Genomic DNA, 21,997 nt, shown 5'->3' with positions numbered 1-21,997 from the left:
GTAATGGTTCAAGCGATCCGTATCCGTTCCGTCCCCACCGGAGCCGTTTGCAATCTAACCTGCTTCCGTATCCAGCCAAATTGTTAACGGCCCATCGTTCGTCAGTGCCACAGACATCTCTGCACCGAATTGCCCGGTCTCCGCCGTCACCCCAAGATCGCGCAGCGCGTGTGCAAATTGCAGGTAGAGCGTTTCGGCTTCCTCCGGTTTGGCCGCACCTGAAAATCCGGGGCGGTTGCCGCGTGACGTGTCTGCCGCCAGCGTGAACTGGCTGACTACCAGGGCGCTGCCGCCCGTTTGCAGGATCGACAGGTTCATTTTGCCCGCGTCGTCTTTGAACAGCCGGAGTTTAGACACTTTGGTCGCAAGCGCCTTGGCCGTGTCATAGGTGTCGCCGGGCATGGCGCAGACGAGGATCAGGAGGCCCGGGCCGCATTGGCCAACCGTTTCCCCTTCCACAGTGACCGAGGCTTCGGTCACGCGCTGAAGAAGCGCCCTCATACCTTCCACTTCATGACATCGGACACGTCCGCGCGGTCGGTGCGGAAGCTGTTGGCCGGGTGGTCCGGGTCTGCATAGCCGAAGGAGACGGCGCAGAGGATTTGGCGGTCTTCGGGAATGTCGAAATGGTTGCGCACAAAGGGGGCCTGGGCGGCGATGGCGGCCTGCGGGATCGTAGCCACGCCCAAGGCCTGTGCGGCAAGGCAGAAGGCCGTGACAAAGCCGCCTGTGTCCATGGCGCCGTACGGGCCCAGCACGTTGGGGCTGGTCACGATGGCGACGTGCGGTGCGCCGAACAGGCGGTAGTTTTCCATCATCTGACGGGCAGAGGCGGCGCGGTCCCCCTTTTCGATCCCGACCGCATCATAAAGCTGGAAGCCACAGGCGCGGCGGCGGTCGCCATAGACATCCGGGTATCCTTCGGGCCAGGTCATGTCGGGGGCCGGGGCGGTTGTGCTGGCCGCGGCGTAGAGCGCATCGCGGAACCGGTCTGTTTCTTGCGCCGACGTGACGATCAACTGCCACGGCTGCGCGTTGCACCAGCTTGGCACCTTCTGCGCGGCAGAGACGATCCGGGCAACTGTGTCTTGCGGCACCGGGTCTGCCAGAAAGGCGCGGCAGGAAAAGCGGGCCGACAGAATGTCGGTCAGGGTATCGTATTGGGTCATTGCTGGAGGGCCACCACTGCGCCGACAGCTGCCGCCACGATCAGACCCACAAGCACGGCAAGAGCGATCTTGCCCGCGGACCATGGCCGTTCGCCCTGCACCCGACCCGTGCGGCCGTTGACGACGAAGCGGTAGGTTTCACCGCGATACTTGTAGGCGGCCAGCCAGACCGGCAGAAGGATATGCTTGAAGGTGACTGCGCCCAGTTTCGTGTCGATGGAGTGGATGCGCTGTCGGTCACCGCCGATGTCAAACTTCACATCCCGCGCGATGATACGGTCCATGCGCGCGCGCGCCTCTTCAAACCCTTCTTCCAACTCGATGGCGTAGCCTTCGGCGCGGAACCCGGCCAGGAACTCGGGTGCATAGGGTTCAAGCGCGCTGAGGTCCCATGGTTCAAGCGCATCCGTGAAGCGTTTGGGCAGGGATTTGGAGGCCAGCACGAGCACGTCATCGAAGAAGCGTGCAACCTTGCCCCGTGTGCGCCGCCAGCGCACTTTGGCCACGCGCACCTGTTGGCGCTTGCCATCACGCATAATGGTTTTGGTTTCGTGATAGACGGTGCCGCGTTCGCCGGTATAGGCGCTGCGCGTGTCGGCGTCGAAGGTCCAGTAGGGCACGTAGATGCCTTGCATCGCGCGGCCTTTGCGGGCGTATTCCTGCAGCCCGTTTGGGGCAAACCACAGCCCGCCCAGCCAGTCGGTCATGGCCTTGCGCGCCTGTGCCTCGGTCATCGCAAAAGGCAGCACGCCGCGTGGTTTGATATGCTGGTGCGCGCCGGTGTCGGTTACAACGGGCGTGGCGCAGAACGGGCATTCGGTGGCGTGGATATCGGCGTTGAATTCGACCTGTGCCGCGCAGTTGGGGCAGGTTGAGACGCGGGTTTCCTCGATCTCTGCCGCCGGCAGGTCGGCATTGAGAGCGGCACGGTAGTCCAGTTCGGCGATCGGTGCGATTGTCCGGGGGGCGTCGCTGTCCATCTGTGCCGTGTTGCCGCAATGGTCGCAGACAAGTTGTCCGGCACCCGGATCAAAGCGGAAGTCCGCGCCGCAATTGTCACAAGGAAAGCGGTGGTCGGCGAGGCCGGCGGGGCCACTCAGGTCGTGAAGATCGGTCATAGCAGTTTGTGCGTGGATGTTGGTGTCATTCGGTGCAACGCCCCATCGCCAAGCGCCGTGTGTCGCCAGAGGTGAAAGATCGCGTGCAGGGAAGAGGCTGACATGAGGTAGAAATAGAGGTCGGGCAGGGAGGGACCTGACCATGTGCCGCCCAGCTGCGACCACGCGGTCAGTGCGGTCACGATGCCGAGCGCTGCGTACATGGCGCGGCTGAGCCATGGATGTGCGCTGCGCATCGCCCCTTCGAGTTTCGGGCCGGGACCGTTCATCAACCCTTGGGCCAGGGCCAGCAGGCACATGGTGAGGCCGGACAGGGCAAAGGCCCATGCAATGACGGGGATTGGCCCGCCTGCGACCAGCAGGATCAGCAGCACCAAGGTGAGCCAGTGAAGCGCAATCGTGGCCTTTCGGCGCATGTCTGTTCCTTCAAGTGGAACGGTGTGTGGGCGGTGCCATCAACCGTTCGGTGTTTTGCGGCCAGCGTACTGCCGCCTGATCAGGAACGCTACATGCAAGCAGAGTTGTCTCAGCAAAAGTTGATGCGGGACCTTTGCGATAGGGGCCTTGAGTTACCGACTTACTGTTGGTCGACAAGGTCTGACCATCTGCCGGCGTAAGCGGCGTGATCATCGGAGGAGGATACGACGGGTTCTGTCTGTGGGGTCCCGGTTCGGCCAGTGGCCATACGGGCCAATAGGGCGGCCCCTTCGCTGGTGCCTGTTGCGCTTGTCATGGCGTGCACGGTTGTGCCGGTCGCTGAGGCCAGCATTTTGAGGTAGCTGGCGTTTCTTGCAAACGGACCTTCGACAAACACTGGTCCCATGTGACCGATCAGTGTGAGGCATCGTGAAGTGACCAGCGCGAGGTAGAAGCTGACGCAGGCGGTGCGGAGGCCTGTGCCGGGCGGAGGCTCTGTGCCGATCCAGCGGGCTGACATGCCCTGGAACGGGCCCGTATCGGATACAGCGGCAGGCTGTAGCATCGGGCCATCGTTTAACGCTGTTGCGACATCGGTGTCGTTTGGCTCGACGCTATGGCCCTGCACCAGAAGGTCGTGTTCACGCCCGCCCATAAAGCGAGCCGATGGCACCGGATCGCCAAAGGCGTTCACGTTGACTAGCGTATCCTTGGTGGGGTCGAGTGTGATCGCGCGCCCGCCGATGGCCATGCAGATCACCCAGGTGCCGGTTGAGACAACGCTGAACGGTGGGCTGCGTGCCACCAGATGGGCCAGAAGTGAGGCATTTGAATCGTGGATGCCGCAATAGACGGGTGTGTCCAAGGGCAGGCCGGTTTGTTGCGCGATGTCGGGCGCGAGCGATCCAAGCACCGCGTCCGGATTGCGGGTGGAGGCGAGTTGCCCTTCGATCCCAAGCCGCGCGACCAAGGATGATGGCTGTCCTTTGAACGGATTCCAAAGATCGGTGTGGCACCCCAAAGACGTGACATCAGTCGCCGCAACGCCCGTCAGCCGATAGCCCCAATACTGTGGATAGGTCACGATGTGATGCGTGCGTGCCTTTAGCCCCCGATCAGTCTCGAACTGCCAGAACAGTTGCGCGCCGATGTTTAGTCCTCCGGCCAATCGGGGGGTACCTGTTTCAGCAAAAAAGGGACGGATTGCTGTATAGGCCTCATCCAATAATTCCGGTCCGGTGTGTTCGTAGTCAAGGATGGGCGCGGCGAGTAGGCCGTCGTGTCCAATCAGGGCAATAGCTGCGCCGTGGGTCGTTATCGAGATCGCGTCAACGCGGTGCGTCGCGTGGAACCTTGCAAGGCCATTGAGCAGAAAGCTCCAGTGCCCATCCACGTCGAAATGCGGCCAGGGCGGCCTGGGGATCACGGTGTTCGGGCGCGTCATCACGGCGCGTTCTGTCAGGGTGTCGAGGTCGACAAGGGCCAGCTTGGCGTTGGTCTTGCCGATGTCGATAACGGCAACGTGGCTCATGGCATATGAAACACGGGTGTCAGAGGCACTGCGACCGGTGCGCTGTCGGCATGTGTGTCCATGATGTCCGCCATATGCGCCCACCATCGCTGCATGATCTCATGGGCGGGCAGGGCATCCATTCCGTGATCCTCCGTGCGCCAGAGAACGCCGAAGAGGCAGTGCGTCTCTTCATCCAGATGGATCGAATAGTCCGAGACACCTGCCTCTTTCAGCAGGGCGACCAGTTCCGGCCAGATCGCGTCGTGCCGTTTGATGTACTCATCCCGGCAACCGGGGTTCAGATGCATTCTGAAGGCGTACTTTTCCATTCACCCCCTCCATTTCTGCCAGAGCCGTGGCAGCGCGATGACAGAGATCAGCAGTGCACCAATCACGATGGACATCACGATCCCCGGCACGTTCAGCAGGCCCAGTCCAAAGGTCACCAGCCCCATGACAAAGGCCGCGATCACCACGCCGACAATGGAACCCGACCCGCCAAGGATGCTGACGCCGCCCAGCACGACCATGGTGACAATCTCAAGCTCCCACCCAAAGGCGATGGAGGGTCGTGTCGAGCCGAGGCGGGAGGTCAGGCAGATCGCTGCGATGCCGGACATCAGGCCGGTCAGCAGGAACAGGATAAATTTCACACGGGCGACGCGAATGCCAGAAAACAGCGCGCCGGTCGGGTTGTTCCCGATTGCGTAGACGGCCCGCCCGAAATTCGTCTTGTGCAGCAGGATGGCGTGGATCAGGGCTAGAATGGCAAACAGCACAAATTCAAACGAGATCACCCAGAACACGTAGCCTTGCCCAAAAAAGGCGAAGTCGGATGGATAGCCACGATAGGCTTGATCGCCCAACACGATGTAGCTGATGCCGCGAAACAGGCTCATCGTGCCGATGGTTACAACGATCGAGGGGAGGCCCATCACCGTCACGAGAAAACCGTTGAAGGCCCCGCAGATCAGTCCGACGCCAAGCCCGATCAGAACAAGCCCCGGTGTATCGACTCCGAACTGAACGGCGGCCCCCATGGCGGTTGACGCCAGCGCGATGATCGACGCAACGCTCAGATCAATCTCGCCAGAGATGATCAGCAGCGCCATGGCAAAGGCGATCATCGCCTTTTCGGTGAAGTTGAAGGTCGCGTCGCTGAGGTTCCAGGCGTTGAGGAAATAGGGGGACGCAAAGCTGTTGGCGACGAACACGGCAACGGCCACAAGGATCAGCAAGCTTTCCCAACTTTTCAGGTGCCGTTCGAGAGGCGATTGCAGCCGGTCCGGTATGACGCGCGTTCTGTCAGTCATGTGGCATGCTCGGCGCGTTTCAGGATGATCCGCCCCTTTTCCCGGTTGGCCTGCGAATTGAGCGCCACTGCGATGATGATTGCACCGCCCGAGATGGCGAGTTGCCAGAAGGGCGAGATATCTACGACTGGCAGCGCGTTCTTGATGACTCCGAGGAACAGCGCGCCCAGCATGGCCCCCATCACTGTTCCGATCCCGCCCATGATCGCAACGCCGCCGATCACGCAGGCGGCGACAACATCCAATTCGAACCCGCCCGCAAGATCGACATAGGCCACCGCGTAGCGTGACACCCAAAGATACCCGGTCAGCCCCGCAAGTGCGCCGGAGATGGTGAAGGCCCAGAACTGCGTGCGGCCGACATCGATGCCTGCATAGGTCGCGGCATGGGGATTGCCGCCTGCGGCATAGAAGGACCGGCCCAGCGTCGTGCGTGCCATGACGATGGAAAACAAAAGGACGGCGAGGATTGCGATCCAACTCATGGTCGGCAGGCCGAGGAACGCGGCGCGGGTGAAGGCCTTGAATCCTTCGCCAATCTCGTGACTGTTCACCCATTTCCCATCGGAGATCACGAAGATCAGGCCGCGGAAAATCGTCATCGTACCAAGTGTCACGACGATGGGCGGTATGGCGAGTTTCCAGACAAGGATGCCGTTCACCATACCCAGCACCGCCCCCAGCGAAATGGCGATTGCGATGATGATCGGAACGGGCAGGCCGGGCATGGCGACGTTGAGCATGGCCAGGACCATTCCCGTTAGGGCGAGGTTGGCGGCGACGCTCAGGTCGATGCACTTGGTCAGGATGACGATCATTTGCCCGATTGCCAAAAGTATCAGTGGGGACGTGTCGTTGAACACATTGCCAAGGTTCTGCGGTGACACAAAGGCGGGGAACCGCGTGGAGATGACGGCCAGCAACAGAATGATCGCCGCCGCCAACAGGGCCTCGCGCGAGGTAAGTAGACGTTTCAGCATGGCGGCGTCCCCGTGATCCCCGCGGCATGGCGCACCAGCGTTTCTGGGGTCATCTCATCGGCGCCAAGCTCCGCCGCCATCCGTCCCTCGCGCATGACGATCACGCGATCCGACATGCCGAGGACTTCGGGTATTTCGGAACTGACCATGATGACAGCAAGCCCTTGAGCGGCCAGCTCAGCCATGAAGGCATGCACAGCCGCCTTCGATCCGATGTCGACCCCCTTGGTGGGTTCGTCCAGAATGATGACCTTGGGCTGCGTGGCGAGCCATTTGGCGATCACGACCTTTTGCTGGTTGCCGCCGGACAGGTTGCCCACAGGCGTGTCGAGGGAGGCTGCGCGCAGGTCGAGCCGCTCGGTGTATTCGCGGGCGAGCTTGAACTCTTCGGCAAGGCGCAAAAATCCTGAGCGGGATGTGCGTCCCAGAGAGGGCAGGGTGACGTTTTGGAAAATGGGCAGCGCGCCGATGGCCCCCTGTCTGCCGCGATCCTCGGGAACATAGACAATGCCGTTGGCAACCGCATCGGCGGGAGAGCGGATGCTTACGGATGCCCCATTGATGGTGGCCGTTCCGCCAGAGCGGCGGGTGATCCCGAACAGCGCCTGCATGAATTCAGACCGTCCGGCCCCCACAAGGCCATAGAACCCAAGGATTTCACCACGGTGTAGATCAAAGGTGATGTCGGCGAATTCGGTCGGGTGCGTGTAGCCTTTGACCGCGAGAACCTCGTCACCTATTTGTGGCGTGCGTGTCGGGAAAATCTGGCTGACGTCCCGACCCACCATCATCTTGACCAGTTCGGCTTCGGTGACGGCGCTGATCTCTCCGTCCCCAACCAACTCGCCATCTCGGAAGACCGAGTAGCGATCTGCGATGCGGAAAATCTCATCAAATTTGTGGCTGATGAAGAGGATGGCCTTGCCCTGCGCCTTGAGCGTTTCGACAAGCGTGTAAAGCTCTTCGATTTCGTTCTGACTGAGGGCAGCGGTGGGTTCATCCATGATCACAACGCGTGCGTCGATGGACAAAGCGCGCGCGATGGCCACAAGGTGCTTGTTGGCGATGCCGAGGTCCTTGAGCTTGTGCGCCGGATCAATCGCCGCGCCGATGTCGCGTAGGATGCCAGCCGCCTGGTCCACCATAGCGGCGGTGTCGATCAGGCCTAACCGACTGCGGGGCGCGTGGCCGAGAAAGATGTTTTCGGCCACCGACAACTCGTCAAACAGCACGGTTTCTTGGTGAATGGCGGTGACGCCTGCGACCCCGGCGGCTTGCGGCGTCGGAAAAGCGAAGGGTGTACCATCGAGGGTGATCGTGCCCCCGTCCGGCTGGTAGATGCCCGTCAGGATCTTGACCACTGTGGACTTGCCCGCGCCGTTTTCGCCGACGAGGGCTGTCACCTGACCCGGGTAGAGGTGCAGCGATACCTCGGACAGCGCTTTGACTCCCGGAAACAGCTTGGTCACGCCGTTGAGCGCGATGACCGGAACGGCGGTGTCGTCAGACGGACCGGAAAGATCGGTTTCTGATTGCATCAGCATCGGGTCTTGGTTCCGCCGGAAAATGCCCCGGAGCGATGAGTGCCGCACCGTGCCGGGGCCAGGGGGAGTATCAGAAGATCGACTTGAATTGGTCGATGTTCGAGGCGTCGTAGACAAACGGGTCCGCCATGGCGGAGGCATTCGTGTCGTCCAGCGTCACGGATCCCATGCGGCCCATCGGGATTTCTGAACCCGGTTCGGCGGTGGCTGCTTCGGTGGCAAGCGCGTGGGCGATCATCGTGGCGGAATAGCCCAGATCGATCGGGTTCCAGATTGCGAACGACTTGGAGGCGCCCGACTCGATGGCGCCGGCCATCTCGGAGGGCAGGCCAAGACCTGTCACGTTGATCTCGCCCGCCTTGCCTGCGTCCGCCACGGCCTGTGCAGCGGCCACGATGCCAACGCTTGTGGGCGCAATGATCGCATCCAGATCGGGGTGCGACTGCATCAGGCCTTGTGCCTCACGATAGGATTTGTCGGCCAGGTCGTCGCCATAGACCGTGCTCACCACGTTGATGCCGGGATAGTTGCCCATCACCTTGTTCATCTCTTCGATCCATATGTTCTGGTTCGTAGCGGTGGCGGAGGCCGATAGCACGGCCACTTCACCGCCGTCGGGCAGGTGATCGGCAGCCAGCTTGATGATCATGTTGCCGATCAGTGCGTTCGATGACGGGTTGAGGTGCATCTGCCGCCCGTCCTCGGCCACACCTGAATCCCAAGAGATCACGGTGATCCCGCGCTGCATGGCGCGCTTCAGGGCTGGGACTAGCGCATCGGGATCGTTGGCTGAGATCGCGATGGCATCGACGCCTTGAGCGATCAGGGAATTGATCACCTCGATCTGGCCTTCGGCCGTCGTATCGGTGGGGCCGGTATAGATGATTTCGACGTTGCCAAGTTCAGTTGCGGCCTCTTCCGCACCTTCTGCCGCGGCTTCGAAGAAACCGATGCCCAGTGCCTTGACCACCAATGCAATACGCATGTTGTCTTGTGCCATGGCGCTTGTACCCAACAGGCTTGCGCCCAGGCTCAGGCCTGCCACCAGCGACGTAAATGTCCTACGTTTCATTTCAATCCTCCCAAATTGTCTTTTGCACGAGGCCGGTTAAGAGACCTCCTCCTGACCGCTGCCCGGTTGGGCAACGACCAACGTCACGTCCGCAGCGTCGAGCATGGCTGCCGCCTTGTCCGAGATGCCTTCATCCGTAATGACCGTGGTGATGCGATTGAGCGGGCAAAGCACGAGGCTTGACCGCCGTTCAAATTTCGAGCTGTCGGCAAGCACGACCAATTCGTCCGCTTGCCCAATCAGTTTCTGTTCCGCTTGGATCAGCAGCGGGTCTGCTTCCATCAAACCAAGCGGGCCAAGCCCCTGCGCCCCCATGAACATCCGTTTGGCATAGAAATTACGCGTCACGTCGTTGTCGAAGGGAGACAGAATAATGTTTTGCTCGCGGTAGATCGTTCCACCGGACAGCATGATCGTGTTCTTCGAATGCTTCAGCAGATGTTCTGCAATGGGAAACGAGTTGGTGAAAATCTGGCAGCGGCGTGTCGCAAGCGGGTGCACCATCTGAAAGGTCGTGGTGCCGCCATTGATAATGATGGAATCGCCATCTTCGCACAGGTCGACCGCTGCTCGGGCAATGGCCTGCTTTTCAGACGTCCGCATGGTTTCGTTGACGGCAAAGGTGCGCCCGGCCAGCCCGACAAACGGGGGCGGATTGATCGCCTCGGCGCCGCCGCGCACGCGCCGCAACTTTTGTTGCATGTGAAGTGTGGCGATGTCCCGGCGGATGGTCGCCTCGGACGCGCCGGTTAGGTTGCACAGTTCGACAACCGTTGCGACGGGTCTGTCCTGCACTGCGGACAGAATGATCCTATGCCGTTCTTTTTCGTGCATGATGCCTCCCGATTGATGAAGCCTGCGCAGATTCGATTGTTCTGTCAATCATAAACGATCACCAATGATCATAAACGGTGATTAAAAGACTTATATTGACTGAAAATGATTGACATAACGACGCAACCTGATCACACACGATGTGGGTGGTGATCTGCCCGCAGGCCGCCGAACCGGGAGGATGTCGTGCTGAAAACCTTCGAAGATCAGCTACTTGAAAACCGTTGGGACAACGCAGCAGCCGAAGGCTTAAGCGAATCCGAGCTGTTGCTGTATCGGTCGAATATCCTTGGCGCGGACAAGCGCGTGACAAATTACGGCGGCGGAAACACCTCGGCCAAGGTCATCGAAACGGATCCCTTAACCGGGCAGGAAGTTGAGGTTCTTTGGGTCAAGGGATCTGGGGGTGACATTGAGTCCATGAAGCTGGATGGTTTCGCGACCCTCTACATGGACAAACTGCATGCCCTGAAGTCGCTATATCGCGGTGTCGCGTACGAGGACGAAATGGTGGGCTACTTACCCCATTGCACGTTTCGACTGAACCCGCGCGCCGCGTCGATCGACACACCCCTGCATGCCTATGTGCCGCGCACGCATGTCGATCACGTACATGCGGATGCGATCATTGCGATTGCGGCGTCCGAGAATTCGAAGGCGCTGACGCAGGAGATTTTTGGCGACCGGATCGGTTGGCTGCCGTGGAAGCGGCCCGGTTATGAGCTTGGTCTGTGGTTGGAGGCGTTTTGCAAGGACAACCCGGATGCAGACGGTGTTGTGCTGGAAAGTCATGGGCTGTTCACTTGGGGCTATACGGCACGCGCGTGCTATGACACGACCATCGATGTTATCAACGTCGCAACAGCCTGGCTGAACGAAAAGACACAAGGCGTGCAAGCCTTTGGTGGCGCGGGGCATGACAGTCTGCCCGCGTTGGAACGTCGTGCTATTGCTGCGCAATTGATGCCTGCGATCCGCGGCTTCGTCAGCGGCAACCAGCATATGGTGGGGCATTTCGACGACAGCGATGCCGTGCTGGAATTCGTCAACGCGTGTGACATGCCATCTCTTGCAGCGCTTGGCACGTCCTGTCCCGATCATTTTCTGCGAACGAAGATCCGCCCTTTGGTGGTCGATTTCGATCCTGCAAAGGGCAACGTCGACGAGGTGTTGGCGGGCTTGCCTACGCAAGTCGCGGCCTATCGCGACGACTATGCCGCCTATTACGAGCGGTGCAAACGTCCTGACAGCCCTTCCATGCGCGACCCCAATGCGGTTGTGTATCTGATCCCGGGGGTTGGCATGATCACCTTTGCCAACAACAAAGCGACGGCTCGCATTTCCGGCGAGTTTTATGTCAACGCGATCAACGTGATGCGGTGCGCGTCGGCGGTCAGCACCTATCAAGGCCTGCTCGAACAGGAAGCGTTCGATATCGAATACTGGCTTTTAGAAGAGGCCAAATTGCAACGTATGCCAAAGCCAAAATCGCTGGCGGGTCGTGTGGCGCTGGTCACTGGCGGCGCAGGTGGCATTGGGGCAGCCACGGCCGAGCGGTATCTGCGCGAGGGCGCGTGCGTGATGCTGGCCGATATCAATGCCGACGGGGTGGAGGCGGTCAAAGACCGGTTGGTGCAATCTCACGGTGCGGATGTGGTCCGAGCAACGATCATGGATGTCACGGACGAAGCGGCCGTGATCCGCGCCATGGCCGACGCTGCCGTGGAATTCGGCGGCATCGATATTCTGGTGTCCAACGCTGGTATCGCATCATCGGCCCCGGTGGAGGAGACGGCACTCGCACTGTGGAACAGGAACATGGATATCCTGAGCACCGGTTACTTTTTGGTCAGCCGGGAAGCGTTCAAGTTGATGCGCGTGCAGGACATGGGGGGCTCGATCGTCTTTGTCGCATCCAAGAATGGTTTGGCTGCGTCGCCCAACGCCTCGGCTTATTGCACGGCCAAGGCGGCGGAAATCCATCTGGCGCGCTGCCTTGCGCTGGAAGGGGCGGAGGCAGGCATTCGGGTCAATGTGGTCAATCCAGATGCGGTGTTGCGCGGGTCCAAGATTTGGGAAGGCGAGTGGTTGGAGCAACGGGCGGATACATATGGCACCGACAAGGAGGGGCTGGAGGAAATGTATAGGCAACGCTCGATGCTCAAACGCTCGGTTCTGCCCGAGGACATTGCCGAGGCGTGTTACTTCTTCGCTAGCGATACATCGTCGAAATCCACGGGGAACATTCTGAATGTGGATGCCGGAAACGTGCAGGCGTTCACGCGATAGGAGGGGCAGATGGGTTACAACAGCGCCAAGGAGGCCTTTGCTGAGTGGGGTGTTGATACCGAAGCGGCGATCAGCCAGCTCACCACCATCCCGATTTCGATGCATTGCTGGCAGGGCGATGATGTGGTCGGTTTTGAGCCCAAGACGGGTACATCTGGCGGCGGCATTCAGGCTACGGGCAACTACCCCGGTCGAGCCCGCACGCCGGATGAGTTGCGGGCCGATCTGGAATTTGCCTATGCGATGATCCCGGGCAAACACCGGTTGAACCTGCATGCCATGTATATGGACACGGATGAGGCGCCGGACCGGGATCAGATTGAATACCGCCATTTCGCACCTTGGGTCGATTGGGCGAAGGAGCATGGGATCGGGCTAGACTTCAACCCGACCTTTTTTGCGCATGAGAAGGCGGACGATAATCTCACCCTGTCTCACCCCGATCAGGGCATTCGCGACTTCTGGATCGAACATGGGCGCCGCACGCGTGAGATTGCGGCGCAGATTGGCGCCGCCCTAGGTTCGCAATGTATCAACAACATCTGGGTGCCTGACGGATACAAGGATATTCCCGTTGATCGGATGGCCGCGCGGGCGCGGCTGGAGGCGTCGCTGGATCAGATGCTGGCCGAGCCTCTGTCAGATATGCGCGACGCGGTGGAATCAAAGCTGTTCGGGATCGGGGTCGAGGCGTGCACCGTCGGCAGCCACGAGTTTTACCTTGGCTATGCGATCCGCAAGGGCACACTGCTGTGTTTGGACATGGGGCATTTTCACCCGACCGAGAATATCGCAGACAAGCTGAGTGCGGTGGCCCTGTCGTTGGATGAGATCCTTTTGCACGTCTCGCGCCCGATGCGATGGGACAGTGACCATGTGATCCTGCTGAATGACGACATTCTGAACATGGCCCACGAACTGGTCAGTGCCGACCTTTTGGGGCGAACGCATATCGGGCTGGATTTCTTTGACGCCACGATCAGCCGCACGGCAGCCTGGATTATTGGAACACGCAACATGCAAAAGGCGTTGTTGCGTGCGTTGCTGACACCGCTCGACCGATTGCGGCAGGCGGAAACCGCGCTGGACTTCACAACGCGGCTGACCATGACAGAAGAGTTCAAGGACCTTCCATTTGGCGATGTCTGGTCCGAATTCTGCCGTCGCAGCGACCGCCCAACCAGCCTGGGTCTGATCCGCGAACTTGACGCTTATCAGGCCAGTGTTGCCAGTCGGGGCTAGGGCCGCGCCTTATGCGCCGGGTGGTGGCGGCGGCGGCAGAATGGTGAAGAGTTGCGCAAGCTCGGTCACGTCCTCGGCCTTCATCCAGCCATCCTGGCCTGCCGTCCAGACATATGTCTCACGGCTCAACTCTCCTGCCGCTGCCATGCGGCCCAATTGCGCCTTGGAAAATGGCCCCTTGGTTTCCCCATTCTCGGCCACGTGCCAGACATGTTCGACCGGTGGTGGGGGCGGTGTGGCCGCTGCAGGCTGACGCGCGCCCCACGGACCGCTGGACGCCATCTGGCCCATCTGCATGCCCATTGCCGCGCCCAGACCCGCCTGCATCGCACCGCTGGCGTCGCCACCGTCGCGACCCAACGCCTCGGCCGCTTGGAACTGCATGTATTCGTTCAGGTTTCCGATCACGCCCATGGAGGACCGCTTGTCCATCACTTCCTCGACCGCTGGCGGGAGCGAGATGTTTTCGATGTAGAGTTCTGGCAGTGTCAGGCCATATTCGGCGATCTGGGCGCTGATTTCCTTGGCCACCAGTTGCCCCAATTCGCGGGTGTTGGCAGCCATGTCGAGCACGGGAATGCCAGACTTGGCAAGGCTGCGCGACATTTCCTGTACGATGATGTTGCGGATTTGGAAACTGATCTCGTCCATGGTGAATTCGCCGTCGGTGCCGACGATTTCAACAAGGAAGCGGGCTGGGTCGGCCACCTTGACCGAATAGGTGCCGAAGGCGCGCAGGCGGACTGGGCCAAATTCGGGATCGCGGCAGATGATCGGGTTCTTGGTGCCCCATTTCAGATCGTTGAAACGGGTGGTGTTGACGAAATAGACCTCGGATTTGAACGGGCTTTTGAAGCCGTGATCCCAGTGCTGCAGCGTCGTCATGATGGGCATGTTGTTGGTCTCAAGCATGTAGAGACCGGGGGTGAAGACATCGGCCAACTGTCCTTCGTGGACAAAGACGGCGGACTGCCCTTCGCGCACGGTCAGCTTGGCACCGTACTTGATCTCGTGACCCTCGCGTTCGAACCGCCAGACCATGGTGTCGCGGCTGTCGTCGACCCAGTGGATGACGTCAATGAATTCGCCGGAAAGAAAGTCGAAAATGCCCATGTTGGGTCTCCTATAGTCGTCAGGACGGGCCTGGATTGGTGGCCTCGTCGGCGAGGGTGCGCACGATCGGGCGTGCCTCGGTCAAGCTCATGCCGGGGCGCAGACGGTCGTCATAAAGCATACCCAGCAGGTGTACATCGTGGTCAGTGAGCAGCGCGAATTCGTCGTCGTCGTTAAAAATTGACGGGCGCGCGTCGGGGCTGTCATTGGCGAGGCCCAACCCTTGGGCCAGTTCCTCGTGGATGCAGGACAAGCGCAGCAGGTCGGGGTTTTCAGACCGGATCACGGCGACGGCGGCGGTGTAGGTCGACCGCTCAGCTCCGCTGGCATAAGCCGCAACCGCGCAATAGGCGTCATTGGGCAGGTCGCGCACCGGTCCGAGGTTGACCCGGTTCACTCCGGGTAAGTTCGTTGCGCGGGCATTCAGAGTGGCCGCCCGGTCATCTTCGGAGACGAAGAACACGAGGAAGTTCGGGTTGTTGGAGACCGAGACAGGATGGCCAGTAGCCTGCGACAGTCTGCGCGCGTAGGCGATCACATCATTGGTGTCGCGTGTGCGCTGGCTGGGCGGGACTGAGGCCCCAAATTCGATCCCGATGCGCACGGGGGCGGACCATCGGCGCAGGGCGCTGGATGAACCTGGGCGCAGTCCGGGGCCTGCATATTCGTTGAAAAACACGATCTCTTCGAAGTTGCGTGCCAGCATGCTCGACGTGAAGGGGGTGTCGGGGCCACCACCGTCCTGCCGTAGCAATCCGGTGGTCAACTGGCTGGATTGCACCTGCGCAAGATATGCACGCAGGGCCGCACTTTCTTGCGACGTGGCCTGCACGTCCGGCACCGGTGGGGGCACCAGACCGGCAGGCCGCACCTTGGGTGTCAGCACCGGCTCTACGGGCACGAACATGTCGCAGGCCACAAGCAAGCCAAGGGCGGCAAGGCCGCCGCACGCTTTGATCCTGCTTTTGGTTCGTGTCTCTGCCATCTTGGCGAGATCAGCCCGGAACCGCAGTGCCGGCATTGTCGCCGACACCGTCTTTTCGGGCTTTGGCCGACGCCAACGTGTCGCGCAGTTCGGTCTCCATCTTCTTGAGCTCTTCTTCGGCCGCAGCGCGCTTGGCCTTGCCCTCGTCGGCAATCTGCAGCGACTCTTCTATAGTGCCGATCAGGTCGGCATTTGCTTGCTTTACCGCTTCGATGTCAAAGACCCCGCGTTCCATCTCTTCGCGGATCATCTTGTTGCTTTCGCGCAGGTTGGCCGCGTTGGCGGTCAACAGCTCGTTGGTCAGATCGTTGGCGTCGCGCACGGCTGCTGCCGCTTCGGCGCTGCGTTGGATGGTGACGGCCTGTGCAAGTTGCGTTTCCCACAGTGGCACGGTGTTGACGAGGGTCGAGTTGATCTTGGTCACCAGCGATTTGTCGTTTTCCTGCACCAGCCGGATCGAGGGCAGGGACTGCATGGTCACCTGGCGTGTCAGCTTGAGGTCATGCACCCGGCGCTCCAGATCGTCGCGGGCGGCGCGCAGGTCGCGCAGTTCTTGCGCCACCATGACCTGATCATCCTCGGCTGCAGCCTGAACATCGGCCTCTTTCGCTGGAATGATCGTCTCGTCCAGTTCTTTGATCTTCTCTTCGCCCGCCGCGATGTAGAGCGCCAGTTCGTCATAGAATTGCAGCGTCTTTTCATAGAGCAGATCAAGCGACTTGATATCCTTCAGCAGCGTGTGTTCGTGCGCCAGCAGGTCATCGGTGATCTTGTCGATCTGACCCTGCACAGTTTCGAACTTGGCGGTGAACTTGGCAAACGGTGCTGCGCGGCCGATCAGCTTTTCCCAAAAGCTGCGCTCGCGACGCACATCCAGTTCCGACACCGAGAAGCCGCGGATCGTGGTGACGATGGTGCGCAGGCTGTCCCCTGCGGGGCCTACATCCTTATTGCGGACGTCCTGCAACATGGCCTGACTGATTTCCTGCAACTCGGCTTGCGCGGCAGACCCGAAGGACACGATGGACTGCGTGTCCTCCATGTCGATTTCGTCCATACGGGCGCGGATTTCGGCGCCCACGGGCGCATCGGCCTGATCCAGCGGCACGATGGCGGTGGCCTCTGCCGGTTCAGGCAGCACGACGGCTGTCACCTCTTCAACCTGCGCAAGTGCTGCTTCGGCTTTTTGACGGACTGTTTCGGACATGTTTGCCCCCCCTTGGTTTTATATGTCTTCGGCGCGCGACACGCGTACGCCTTCGCGCTGCAAACGGTCGCGCAGCACGTCGATTTCGATGTTGAGGTCGGTGCGATCCTCGGTGAGCAGCGCGCGTGTGCGGGCTGCGAAATTCTCCTCAAGGTCATCCAGCAGCGCGGCATAGTCGACGCGGGCTTGCGTGTCGCGGCTGCGGCCGTAGATGTCGGCAAACTTGGCCGTCGCATCGCGCGCACCGATCAGGTAGACGCCCAGATATTTGCGCGCAGCGGTAAGATCACGGGGGTCTTCCTCGACCGTCTGGATCAGATCACGCACGGTGGTTTGAAATTGGTCCAAACGCAACTCCATTTTGCGATCCTGCGCGCGTTTCATTGCATCGCGCATTTCGGTCAGCAACTCTTCGGCGCCGTCGACGACGCGGGCCACGCGGTCTTGCTGGAATGTGTCGACGCCCTCCATGCCCTTGGATTTCAGCGGATCAATGCCGAACGCTGCCAGATGCAGACCAAGTGCTGCAAGGCCGTAGAGCACGGGCGCAACAAGTCCGGGTTCGGACCTATAGGCGGCGAGTGCGATTCCAACGCCAACAAGAAGCGCGGCAATGATCTTGCGGGGCAGTGCGGGGCGACGCGCCACTTTACGGGCGACGTATGCGGCCTCGGCCTTGAGCCCTTCGCGTAGCATGAATGCGCCACCGGTCAGCACAGCGGCAGAGACGAGAGCGGTGATCAGGCCAGTGGCGCCATCATTGAGGGCCAGGAACACCATTGGGACCGCAGGCAGGAACATGAGGTTCGCGCGCGCGCCAACCGGGTCAACCCGCGCCCGCTCAAAGGCGGGGCGCGATCCGTTTACCGGTTCTTTCTGGCCGTCGGGGCTGTATTTTCCACCAAAGCGTTTGGCCATTGGCTCAGGTTCCTTCGGCGCAGGGTACAGGGTAGGTCAGCGTTCCCGCTGGATAACTGCGGGACGCATCAAAACAGGTGATGCGGTTGGGGCCATCGGCCCAATAGGCATGCGGATTGGTGCCGCGTTTGCCATCACGGAGATATCGAACGTGGCCCCAGAATGTGCCCTTCTCAGGACCGCGCCACGCACGCCCCAACTGGAAGTGCAGGTGCCGCACGCCGACGATGCAGTCAAATTTGCGAAAGTTGTTGCCAAGTGTGCCGATAACTTGGCCACGCTTCACGGATTGACCAGCCTTGACCGTCATCTTGTCGAGGTGCCCGTATGCTGCGATCAGCCGTTTTCCGTCAGAGCCGGTCCCGTGATCGACTACGATCGTCGGTCCCCAGCATGATCCTACGTCGGTTTCCAGAACGCGCCCGTCGGCAGCAGCGATAATGCGTGTGCCGTTGCGGCCCTTGATATCAATGCCTTGGTGACGGGCCGGACGGCGCAGGCCATTTACCCCTTTGCGCGACCGAAAATCCGATGCGATCTTTGGCGCGCCTTTGGGGTAGATTAACTTGCCAATGCCTTGCGCATGGGCTGGTTCGGATGCCCAGCCGCCATTGAGCAGACCAATCGCGCTCAGCATGGCAAGAGAGCGCCAAAAACGGATGCCACGACGCACGATCCTACAGCCCCCCAAGCAATCCGGTTGTCACGCCGAACATCAGCGCAATCAGAACCGCGAATGCGATTTTTTGAAAAGCGGTTGGCTCCATCCCGTAAGTCCCTGTTGGCTATGACACATATAGCCGGTTTGCGGATGCAGCACTAGAGGCGCGCGCATGTCCTTCATTGCAATAGAGGTGTGACGCGCAAATGACAGGCGCAAGGGGAATTTTTCCCGTTTCGCGTCAAAATTGAGGTTGGGCAGATGGATGGCCTTTATCGCGGTTTGCGTGTTCGGCGCGGTTTGCCGCTTGGTTTGACCTGCTGTGCTGCCGATTCCGGCTCCAAGCCCAGTTGATCCCGTATGACGCGGCGGCGTACTTCCTCAACGGCGCCTTGCTTCAACTCTCCCAACTGGAACGGGCCGTAGCTGACCCGGATCAGGCGGTTCACGGCAAGGCCGATACTGTCCATGGCACGCCGGATCTCGCGGTTCTTGCCCTCGCGCAGGCCAACCGTCAGCCACGCATTGGCGCCTTGTTGCCGGTCGAGCGTGACCTGCATGGGCTGGAACCGTTCCCCGTCGACCGTCACGCCCTTGCGCAGTGGTTCAAGTTGCGGGTCGGTGGGGCGGCCATTCACCCGCACGCGGTAGCGGCGCATCCAACCGGTTGAGGGCAGTTCAAGCTTGCGCTTGATCCCGCCATCATTGGTCAGCAGCAAAAGCCCTTCGGAATTGAGGTCGAGCCTGCCGACGCTCATCACCCGTGGCATGTCTTCGGGCAGGGCATCAAAGATGGTGCTGCGTCCCTGTTCGTCCTTGGTTGTCGTCACAAGACCCGCAGGCTTGTGGTAGAGCCACAGCCGCTCCGGCTCAGGCGCGTTCAGCGGTTTGCCGTCCACGGTGATCTTGTCGGCGTGCGTGACATTCAGGGCCGGGCTGTCGATACGCTTGCCGTTTACGCTGACGCGTCCGGCAGTGATGATCTCTTCTGCGCCACGGCGGCTGGCGATGCCGGCGCGGGCCAGAACCTTGGCGATGCGGTCGCCCTTGGGAGTGTCTTGGGTCATGGGCAGGCCATAGCGGTGGGTTGCGCGGCAGGCAAGCGGCGTGGCAGGGGAAGGCATGGAGTTTCGGTCATTCATGGATCAGGCGCTGGAAGAAGCGCGCGCGGCAGGTGTGCGGGGCGAGGTCCCCGTGGGCGCTGTTGTGGTGTCCCCGCGGGGACAGATCGTGGCGCGGGCCGGGAACCGGACCCGCGAGATGTCGGATCCCACGGCCCATGCAGAGGTGTTGGCGATCCGCGCGGCCTGTGCAGATGCGGGATCGGAGCGTTTGGTGGGGCACGATCTGTACGTCACGCTTGAGCCTTGTGCCATGTGTGCGGCGGCCATTGCGGCGGCACGGATTGGCCGTGTGTATTACGGGGCGTCTGATCCCAAATCTGGCGGGGTTGCCCATGGTGCGCGGGTGTTTTCACACAGCCAGGCGCACCATGTGCCAGAGGTCTATGACGGCATTGGTGCGGCAGAGGCCGAAGCCTTGCTGAAGGACTTTTTTGCGTCGCGCCGCTAGGTACGGTCCGGCTTAGAGTGTGATGGGCTGCATCACCTCCGGCTCAATCACTTTGACCCCTGGCAGGCTGTCGCGCAGCACGTCTGCCGATTGTTCAAGAAGTGGGAATGTCTTGTAATGACAGGGAATTACGGTGTCGAAGTGGAAATACTTGCGTGCGGCATATGCAGCACCGGCCATGTCCATGGTAAAGTATCCGCCCGCTGACAGGATGCCGATATCAGGTTTGTGGTAGTCCCCGATCCAGCCCATGTCGGCATGGATGTCCGTGTCGCCCGAGACGTAGATGGTTTTGCCTTCGCCACGCAGGATGAACCCGCATTCCTGGCCCGCGTACCGCATTGTGTCGTCCGACCCGATAGACGAGGAGTGCGAGGCCGGAACAAGGGTTGCCGTGACATCCCCAAGGCTGATTGTGCCACCGCGGCCAAAGGCATGTCCTTCGATTGCACCTTGGGCAAAGAGCAATTTGCCCAGCTCGTAGATCGCTGACACCGGCGCGCCTGTCTTCTGACTGATCCCAACGATATCGGCGGTGTGATCGAAATGGCCGTGGGTAACGAGGATGTGGGTTGCGTCCTTGATGGCGGCGTCGTGTTGGGTGTCTTCGAGCATGGGGTTGCCATTGAACCATGGGTCGATCAGCAGGATCTGGTCCCCGATTTCGATGCGGAAGCTGCCGTGGCCGAGCCAGATGATGTTCATATCGTTCCTCCCTTTGGGCCAGTGTAGCGCAGGTTGCAGAGTGCGGGAGCCTCCGGCGGGAGTTTTTTTGGCAAAGTGAAGGGGTAGACGATTCGTGCGGAGATTTACCCCGTATTCAGGGAGGTTAAGCGCGTATGACAGGGTGTCACCCCCCGTGCAGCATCCGTACACCTCCTGTACACACCCAACGGGCGGTCGAGGTGAGGTTAACGCAACGTACGGACCTTGATACCGGCGCGGGGCAGCGTAGGTGAGTGGCATGGAATTGTTGCGCGAGATCGACGGGTATTGCGAACGGCTGGGGCCGGAGTATTGGGCCGAGCCGGTGAATGCCGTGACGAATGCGGCCTTTGTGATCGTTGCGCTGTGGATATGGCGGCGCAGTACCGGGGTGCCCATGGCGCGGGCGCTGTCGGTTGTTCTGGGGCTGATCGGGATCGGCAGCTATCTTTTTCACACCCACGCACAGGTCTGGTCGGCCATTGCCGATGTTGCGCCGATCGCGGCGTTCATCCTGCTCTATATCTTCGCCATCAACCGCGATGTATGGGGCATGCGCACCGGATGGGCCTTGGGGGCAACGGCGTTGTTCTTTCCCTATGCGGTGGCGACGATCCCGTTGTTTCAATATGTTCCGGTTCTGAGCGTGTCGGCCGGGTATCTGCCTGTTCCGGTATTGATCCTGATTTACGCCGTGCTGCTTCGACGCCGTGCACCAGACTTGGCGCGGGGATTTGTCATTGGGGCCGTCATCCTGTTCGTGTCGCTGACAGCCCGGTCCGTGGATGAAATGCTATGCGCCCAGTTCCCGATGGGAACCCATTTCCTGTGGCACATCCTGAACGGGATCATGCTGGGCTGGATGATCGAGGTGTATCGGCGTTACCTGTCGTCCGTACCTGAACGCAATCAAGTCGTGTCCGACACCTGATGCACTTCGATGACATTGCCATCCAGGTCATAAAAAAAGATCTGGTCCCAGCCCGCAACAGCCCGGTTGCCCCAATCGGCATAAGGGATGCTTTGCGCCTCCAGATGCTTTTTGAACGCAGCCAGGTCATCGGTGCGGTAGGCGATGTGCCCATGGCTGACCGGGTTCACCATCTGCCCTGACCGAAAGCCGGCCAGCGGGTCCTTTTGCGCCAGATGCGTCTGGATCGCCCCGTCCGTGACAAAGGCTACGTCGCTTGCATATCCTTTTTTCTTTTCCAGCGTGGGCAGGCCATCACTTTCCCGGTCCAGTCCCAGCACATCGCGATAGAAGGCGTCCATCCGCGCCACATCATCGGTCACAAGATTCACATGGTGTAGTTTCAGCTTCATGGGTCCTCCTTCCTGTTCAAAT

General features: G+C 60.5%; 23 protein-coding genes. 4 read left to right on the top strand and 19 right to left on the bottom strand.

Going from position 1 to position 21,997, the window contains the following annotated elements; translation table 11 throughout:
• Nucleotides 1-54 precede the first annotated feature (54 nt).
• From dtd to IE087_RS09605, 11 genes are all read right to left on the bottom strand, one after another.
• Nucleotides 55-501 (bottom strand): D-aminoacyl-tRNA deacylase, encoded by a 447-nt coding sequence (gene dtd, locus IE087_RS09655; RefSeq protein WP_189369095.1) that lies wholly within the window; start codon nt 499-501, stop codon nt 55-57.
• Nucleotides 498-1,169, bottom strand: a complete 672-nt coding sequence (locus IE087_RS09650; RefSeq protein ID WP_189369094.1) for a nitroreductase — start codon at nt 1,167-1,169, stop codon at nt 498-500. The genes dtd and IE087_RS09650 overlap by 4 nt, the downstream gene beginning before the upstream one ends.
• The gene (locus IE087_RS09645; RefSeq protein ID WP_189369093.1) at nt 1,166-2,287 is read right to left on the bottom strand and encodes a TFIIB-type zinc ribbon-containing protein; all 1,122 of its coding nucleotides are present in this window, start codon (nt 2,285-2,287) and stop codon (nt 1,166-1,168) included. The genes IE087_RS09650 and IE087_RS09645 overlap by 4 nt, the downstream gene beginning before the upstream one ends.
• A complete protein-coding gene (locus IE087_RS09640) occupies nt 2,284-2,703 on the bottom strand; it encodes a hypothetical protein (protein ID WP_189369092.1) in 420 nt (139 codons plus the stop codon). Before IE087_RS09640 ends, IE087_RS09645 begins: the two co-directional genes overlap by 4 nt.
• Nucleotides 2,704-2,864: 161 nt before the next feature.
• The gene (locus tag IE087_RS09635) at nt 2,865-4,235 is read right to left on the bottom strand and encodes an FGGY-family carbohydrate kinase (RefSeq protein ID WP_189369091.1); all 1,371 of its coding nucleotides are present in this window, start codon (nt 4,233-4,235) and stop codon (nt 2,865-2,867) included.
• Nucleotides 4,232-4,546, bottom strand: a complete 315-nt coding sequence (gene rhaM, locus IE087_RS09630) for an L-rhamnose mutarotase (RefSeq protein WP_189369090.1) — start codon at nt 4,544-4,546, stop codon at nt 4,232-4,234. Before rhaM ends, IE087_RS09635 begins: the two co-directional genes overlap by 4 nt.
• Nucleotides 4,547-5,530: an ABC transporter permease gene (locus IE087_RS09625; protein ID WP_189369089.1), complete on the bottom strand. Its 984-nt coding sequence runs from the start codon at nt 5,528-5,530 to the stop codon at nt 4,547-4,549.
• Entirely contained in the window at nt 5,527-6,510 is a 984-nt protein-coding gene (locus tag IE087_RS09620) for an ABC transporter permease (protein ID WP_189369088.1), read from the bottom strand. Before IE087_RS09620 ends, IE087_RS09625 begins: the two co-directional genes overlap by 4 nt.
• A complete protein-coding gene (locus tag IE087_RS09615) occupies nt 6,504-8,054 on the bottom strand; it encodes a sugar ABC transporter ATP-binding protein (RefSeq protein ID WP_189369087.1) in 1,551 nt (516 codons plus the stop codon). Before IE087_RS09615 ends, IE087_RS09620 begins: the two co-directional genes overlap by 7 nt.
• A gap of 70 nt (nt 8,055-8,124) precedes the next feature.
• Nucleotides 8,125-9,126 (bottom strand): rhamnose ABC transporter substrate-binding protein, encoded by a 1,002-nt coding sequence (gene rhaS, locus IE087_RS09610; protein ID WP_189369086.1) that lies wholly within the window; start codon nt 9,124-9,126, stop codon nt 8,125-8,127.
• Nucleotides 9,127-9,162: 36 nt separating this feature from the next.
• Complete coding sequence (locus IE087_RS09605; protein ID WP_189369085.1) at nt 9,163-9,960, bottom strand: DeoR/GlpR family DNA-binding transcription regulator; 798 nt, start codon at nt 9,958-9,960, stop codon at nt 9,163-9,165.
• 186 nt (nt 9,961-10,146) lie between these two features.
• Between IE087_RS09605 and IE087_RS09600 the strand changes: the two genes are divergently transcribed.
• Together IE087_RS09600 and IE087_RS09595 are read left to right on the top strand one after the other, a co-directional pair.
• Nucleotides 10,147-12,249, top strand: a complete 2,103-nt coding sequence (locus tag IE087_RS09600; protein WP_189369084.1) for a bifunctional rhamnulose-1-phosphate aldolase/short-chain dehydrogenase — start codon at nt 10,147-10,149, stop codon at nt 12,247-12,249.
• A gap of 9 nt (nt 12,250-12,258) precedes the next feature.
• Nucleotides 12,259-13,491 carry an L-rhamnose isomerase gene (locus IE087_RS09595; protein WP_189369083.1) on the top strand — a complete coding sequence of 411 codons (1,233 nt, stop codon included), beginning with the start codon at nt 12,259-12,261 and terminating at the stop codon, nt 13,489-13,491.
• Between the two features lie 9 nt (nt 13,492-13,500).
• On the opposite strand, the gene IE087_RS09590 is transcribed toward IE087_RS09595, so the two are convergent.
• The 6 genes from IE087_RS09590 to IE087_RS09565 all read right to left on the bottom strand — a co-directional run bounded on the left by IE087_RS09590 (nt 13,501) and on the right by IE087_RS09565 (nt 19,442).
• The gene (locus IE087_RS09590) at nt 13,501-14,604 is read right to left on the bottom strand and encodes an SPFH domain-containing protein (RefSeq protein WP_189369082.1); all 1,104 of its coding nucleotides are present in this window, start codon (nt 14,602-14,604) and stop codon (nt 13,501-13,503) included.
• 19 nt (nt 14,605-14,623) lie between these two features.
• Nucleotides 14,624-15,589, bottom strand: a complete 966-nt coding sequence (locus IE087_RS09585) for a DUF2927 domain-containing protein (protein WP_189369081.1) — start codon at nt 15,587-15,589, stop codon at nt 14,624-14,626.
• 10 nt (nt 15,590-15,599) lie between these two features.
• Complete coding sequence (locus IE087_RS09580) at nt 15,600-16,796, bottom strand: toxic anion resistance protein (protein WP_189369080.1); 1,197 nt, start codon at nt 16,794-16,796, stop codon at nt 15,600-15,602.
• Between the two features lie 18 nt (nt 16,797-16,814).
• Nucleotides 16,815-17,714, bottom strand: coding sequence for a 5-bromo-4-chloroindolyl phosphate hydrolysis family protein (locus IE087_RS09575; protein ID WP_189369079.1), 900 nt, complete (start codon nt 17,712-17,714; stop codon nt 16,815-16,817).
• A 4-nt stretch (nt 17,715-17,718) separates the two neighbouring features.
• Complete coding sequence (locus tag IE087_RS09570; RefSeq protein WP_189369078.1) at nt 17,719-18,351, bottom strand: M23 family metallopeptidase; 633 nt, start codon at nt 18,349-18,351, stop codon at nt 17,719-17,721.
• Nucleotides 18,352-18,647: 296 nt separating this feature from the next.
• Nucleotides 18,648-19,442, bottom strand: coding sequence for a pseudouridine synthase (locus tag IE087_RS09565; RefSeq protein WP_229801325.1), 795 nt, complete (start codon nt 19,440-19,442; stop codon nt 18,648-18,650).
• Between the two features lie 55 nt (nt 19,443-19,497).
• Between IE087_RS09565 and IE087_RS09560 the strand changes: the two genes are divergently transcribed.
• A complete protein-coding gene (locus IE087_RS09560; protein WP_189369076.1) occupies nt 19,498-19,947 on the top strand; it encodes a nucleoside deaminase in 450 nt (149 codons plus the stop codon).
• A gap of 12 nt (nt 19,948-19,959) precedes the next feature.
• On the opposite strand, the gene IE087_RS09555 is transcribed toward IE087_RS09560, so the two are convergent.
• Entirely contained in the window at nt 19,960-20,652 is a 693-nt protein-coding gene (locus IE087_RS09555) for a metal-dependent hydrolase (protein WP_189369075.1), read from the bottom strand.
• A 259-nt stretch (nt 20,653-20,911) separates the two neighbouring features.
• Between IE087_RS09555 and IE087_RS09550 the strand changes: the two genes are divergently transcribed.
• Nucleotides 20,912-21,583 carry a ceramidase domain-containing protein gene (locus IE087_RS09550; protein ID WP_189369074.1) on the top strand — a complete coding sequence of 224 codons (672 nt, stop codon included), beginning with the start codon at nt 20,912-20,914 and terminating at the stop codon, nt 21,581-21,583.
• Here IE087_RS09550 and IE087_RS09545 read toward each other — a convergent pair.
• Nucleotides 21,562-21,975 (bottom strand): VOC family protein, encoded by a 414-nt coding sequence (locus tag IE087_RS09545; RefSeq protein ID WP_189369073.1) that lies wholly within the window; start codon nt 21,973-21,975, stop codon nt 21,562-21,564. The two genes, IE087_RS09550 and IE087_RS09545, sit on opposite strands and share 22 nt — an antisense overlap.
• Between the last annotated feature and the right edge of the window lie 22 nt (nt 21,976-21,997).

Source organism: Tateyamaria omphalii, assembly GCF_014651375.1.
Classification (GTDB): domain Bacteria; phylum Pseudomonadota; class Alphaproteobacteria; order Rhodobacterales; family Rhodobacteraceae; genus Tateyamaria; species Tateyamaria omphalii.
This window is presented reverse-complemented; position numbering and strand designations above follow the sequence as displayed.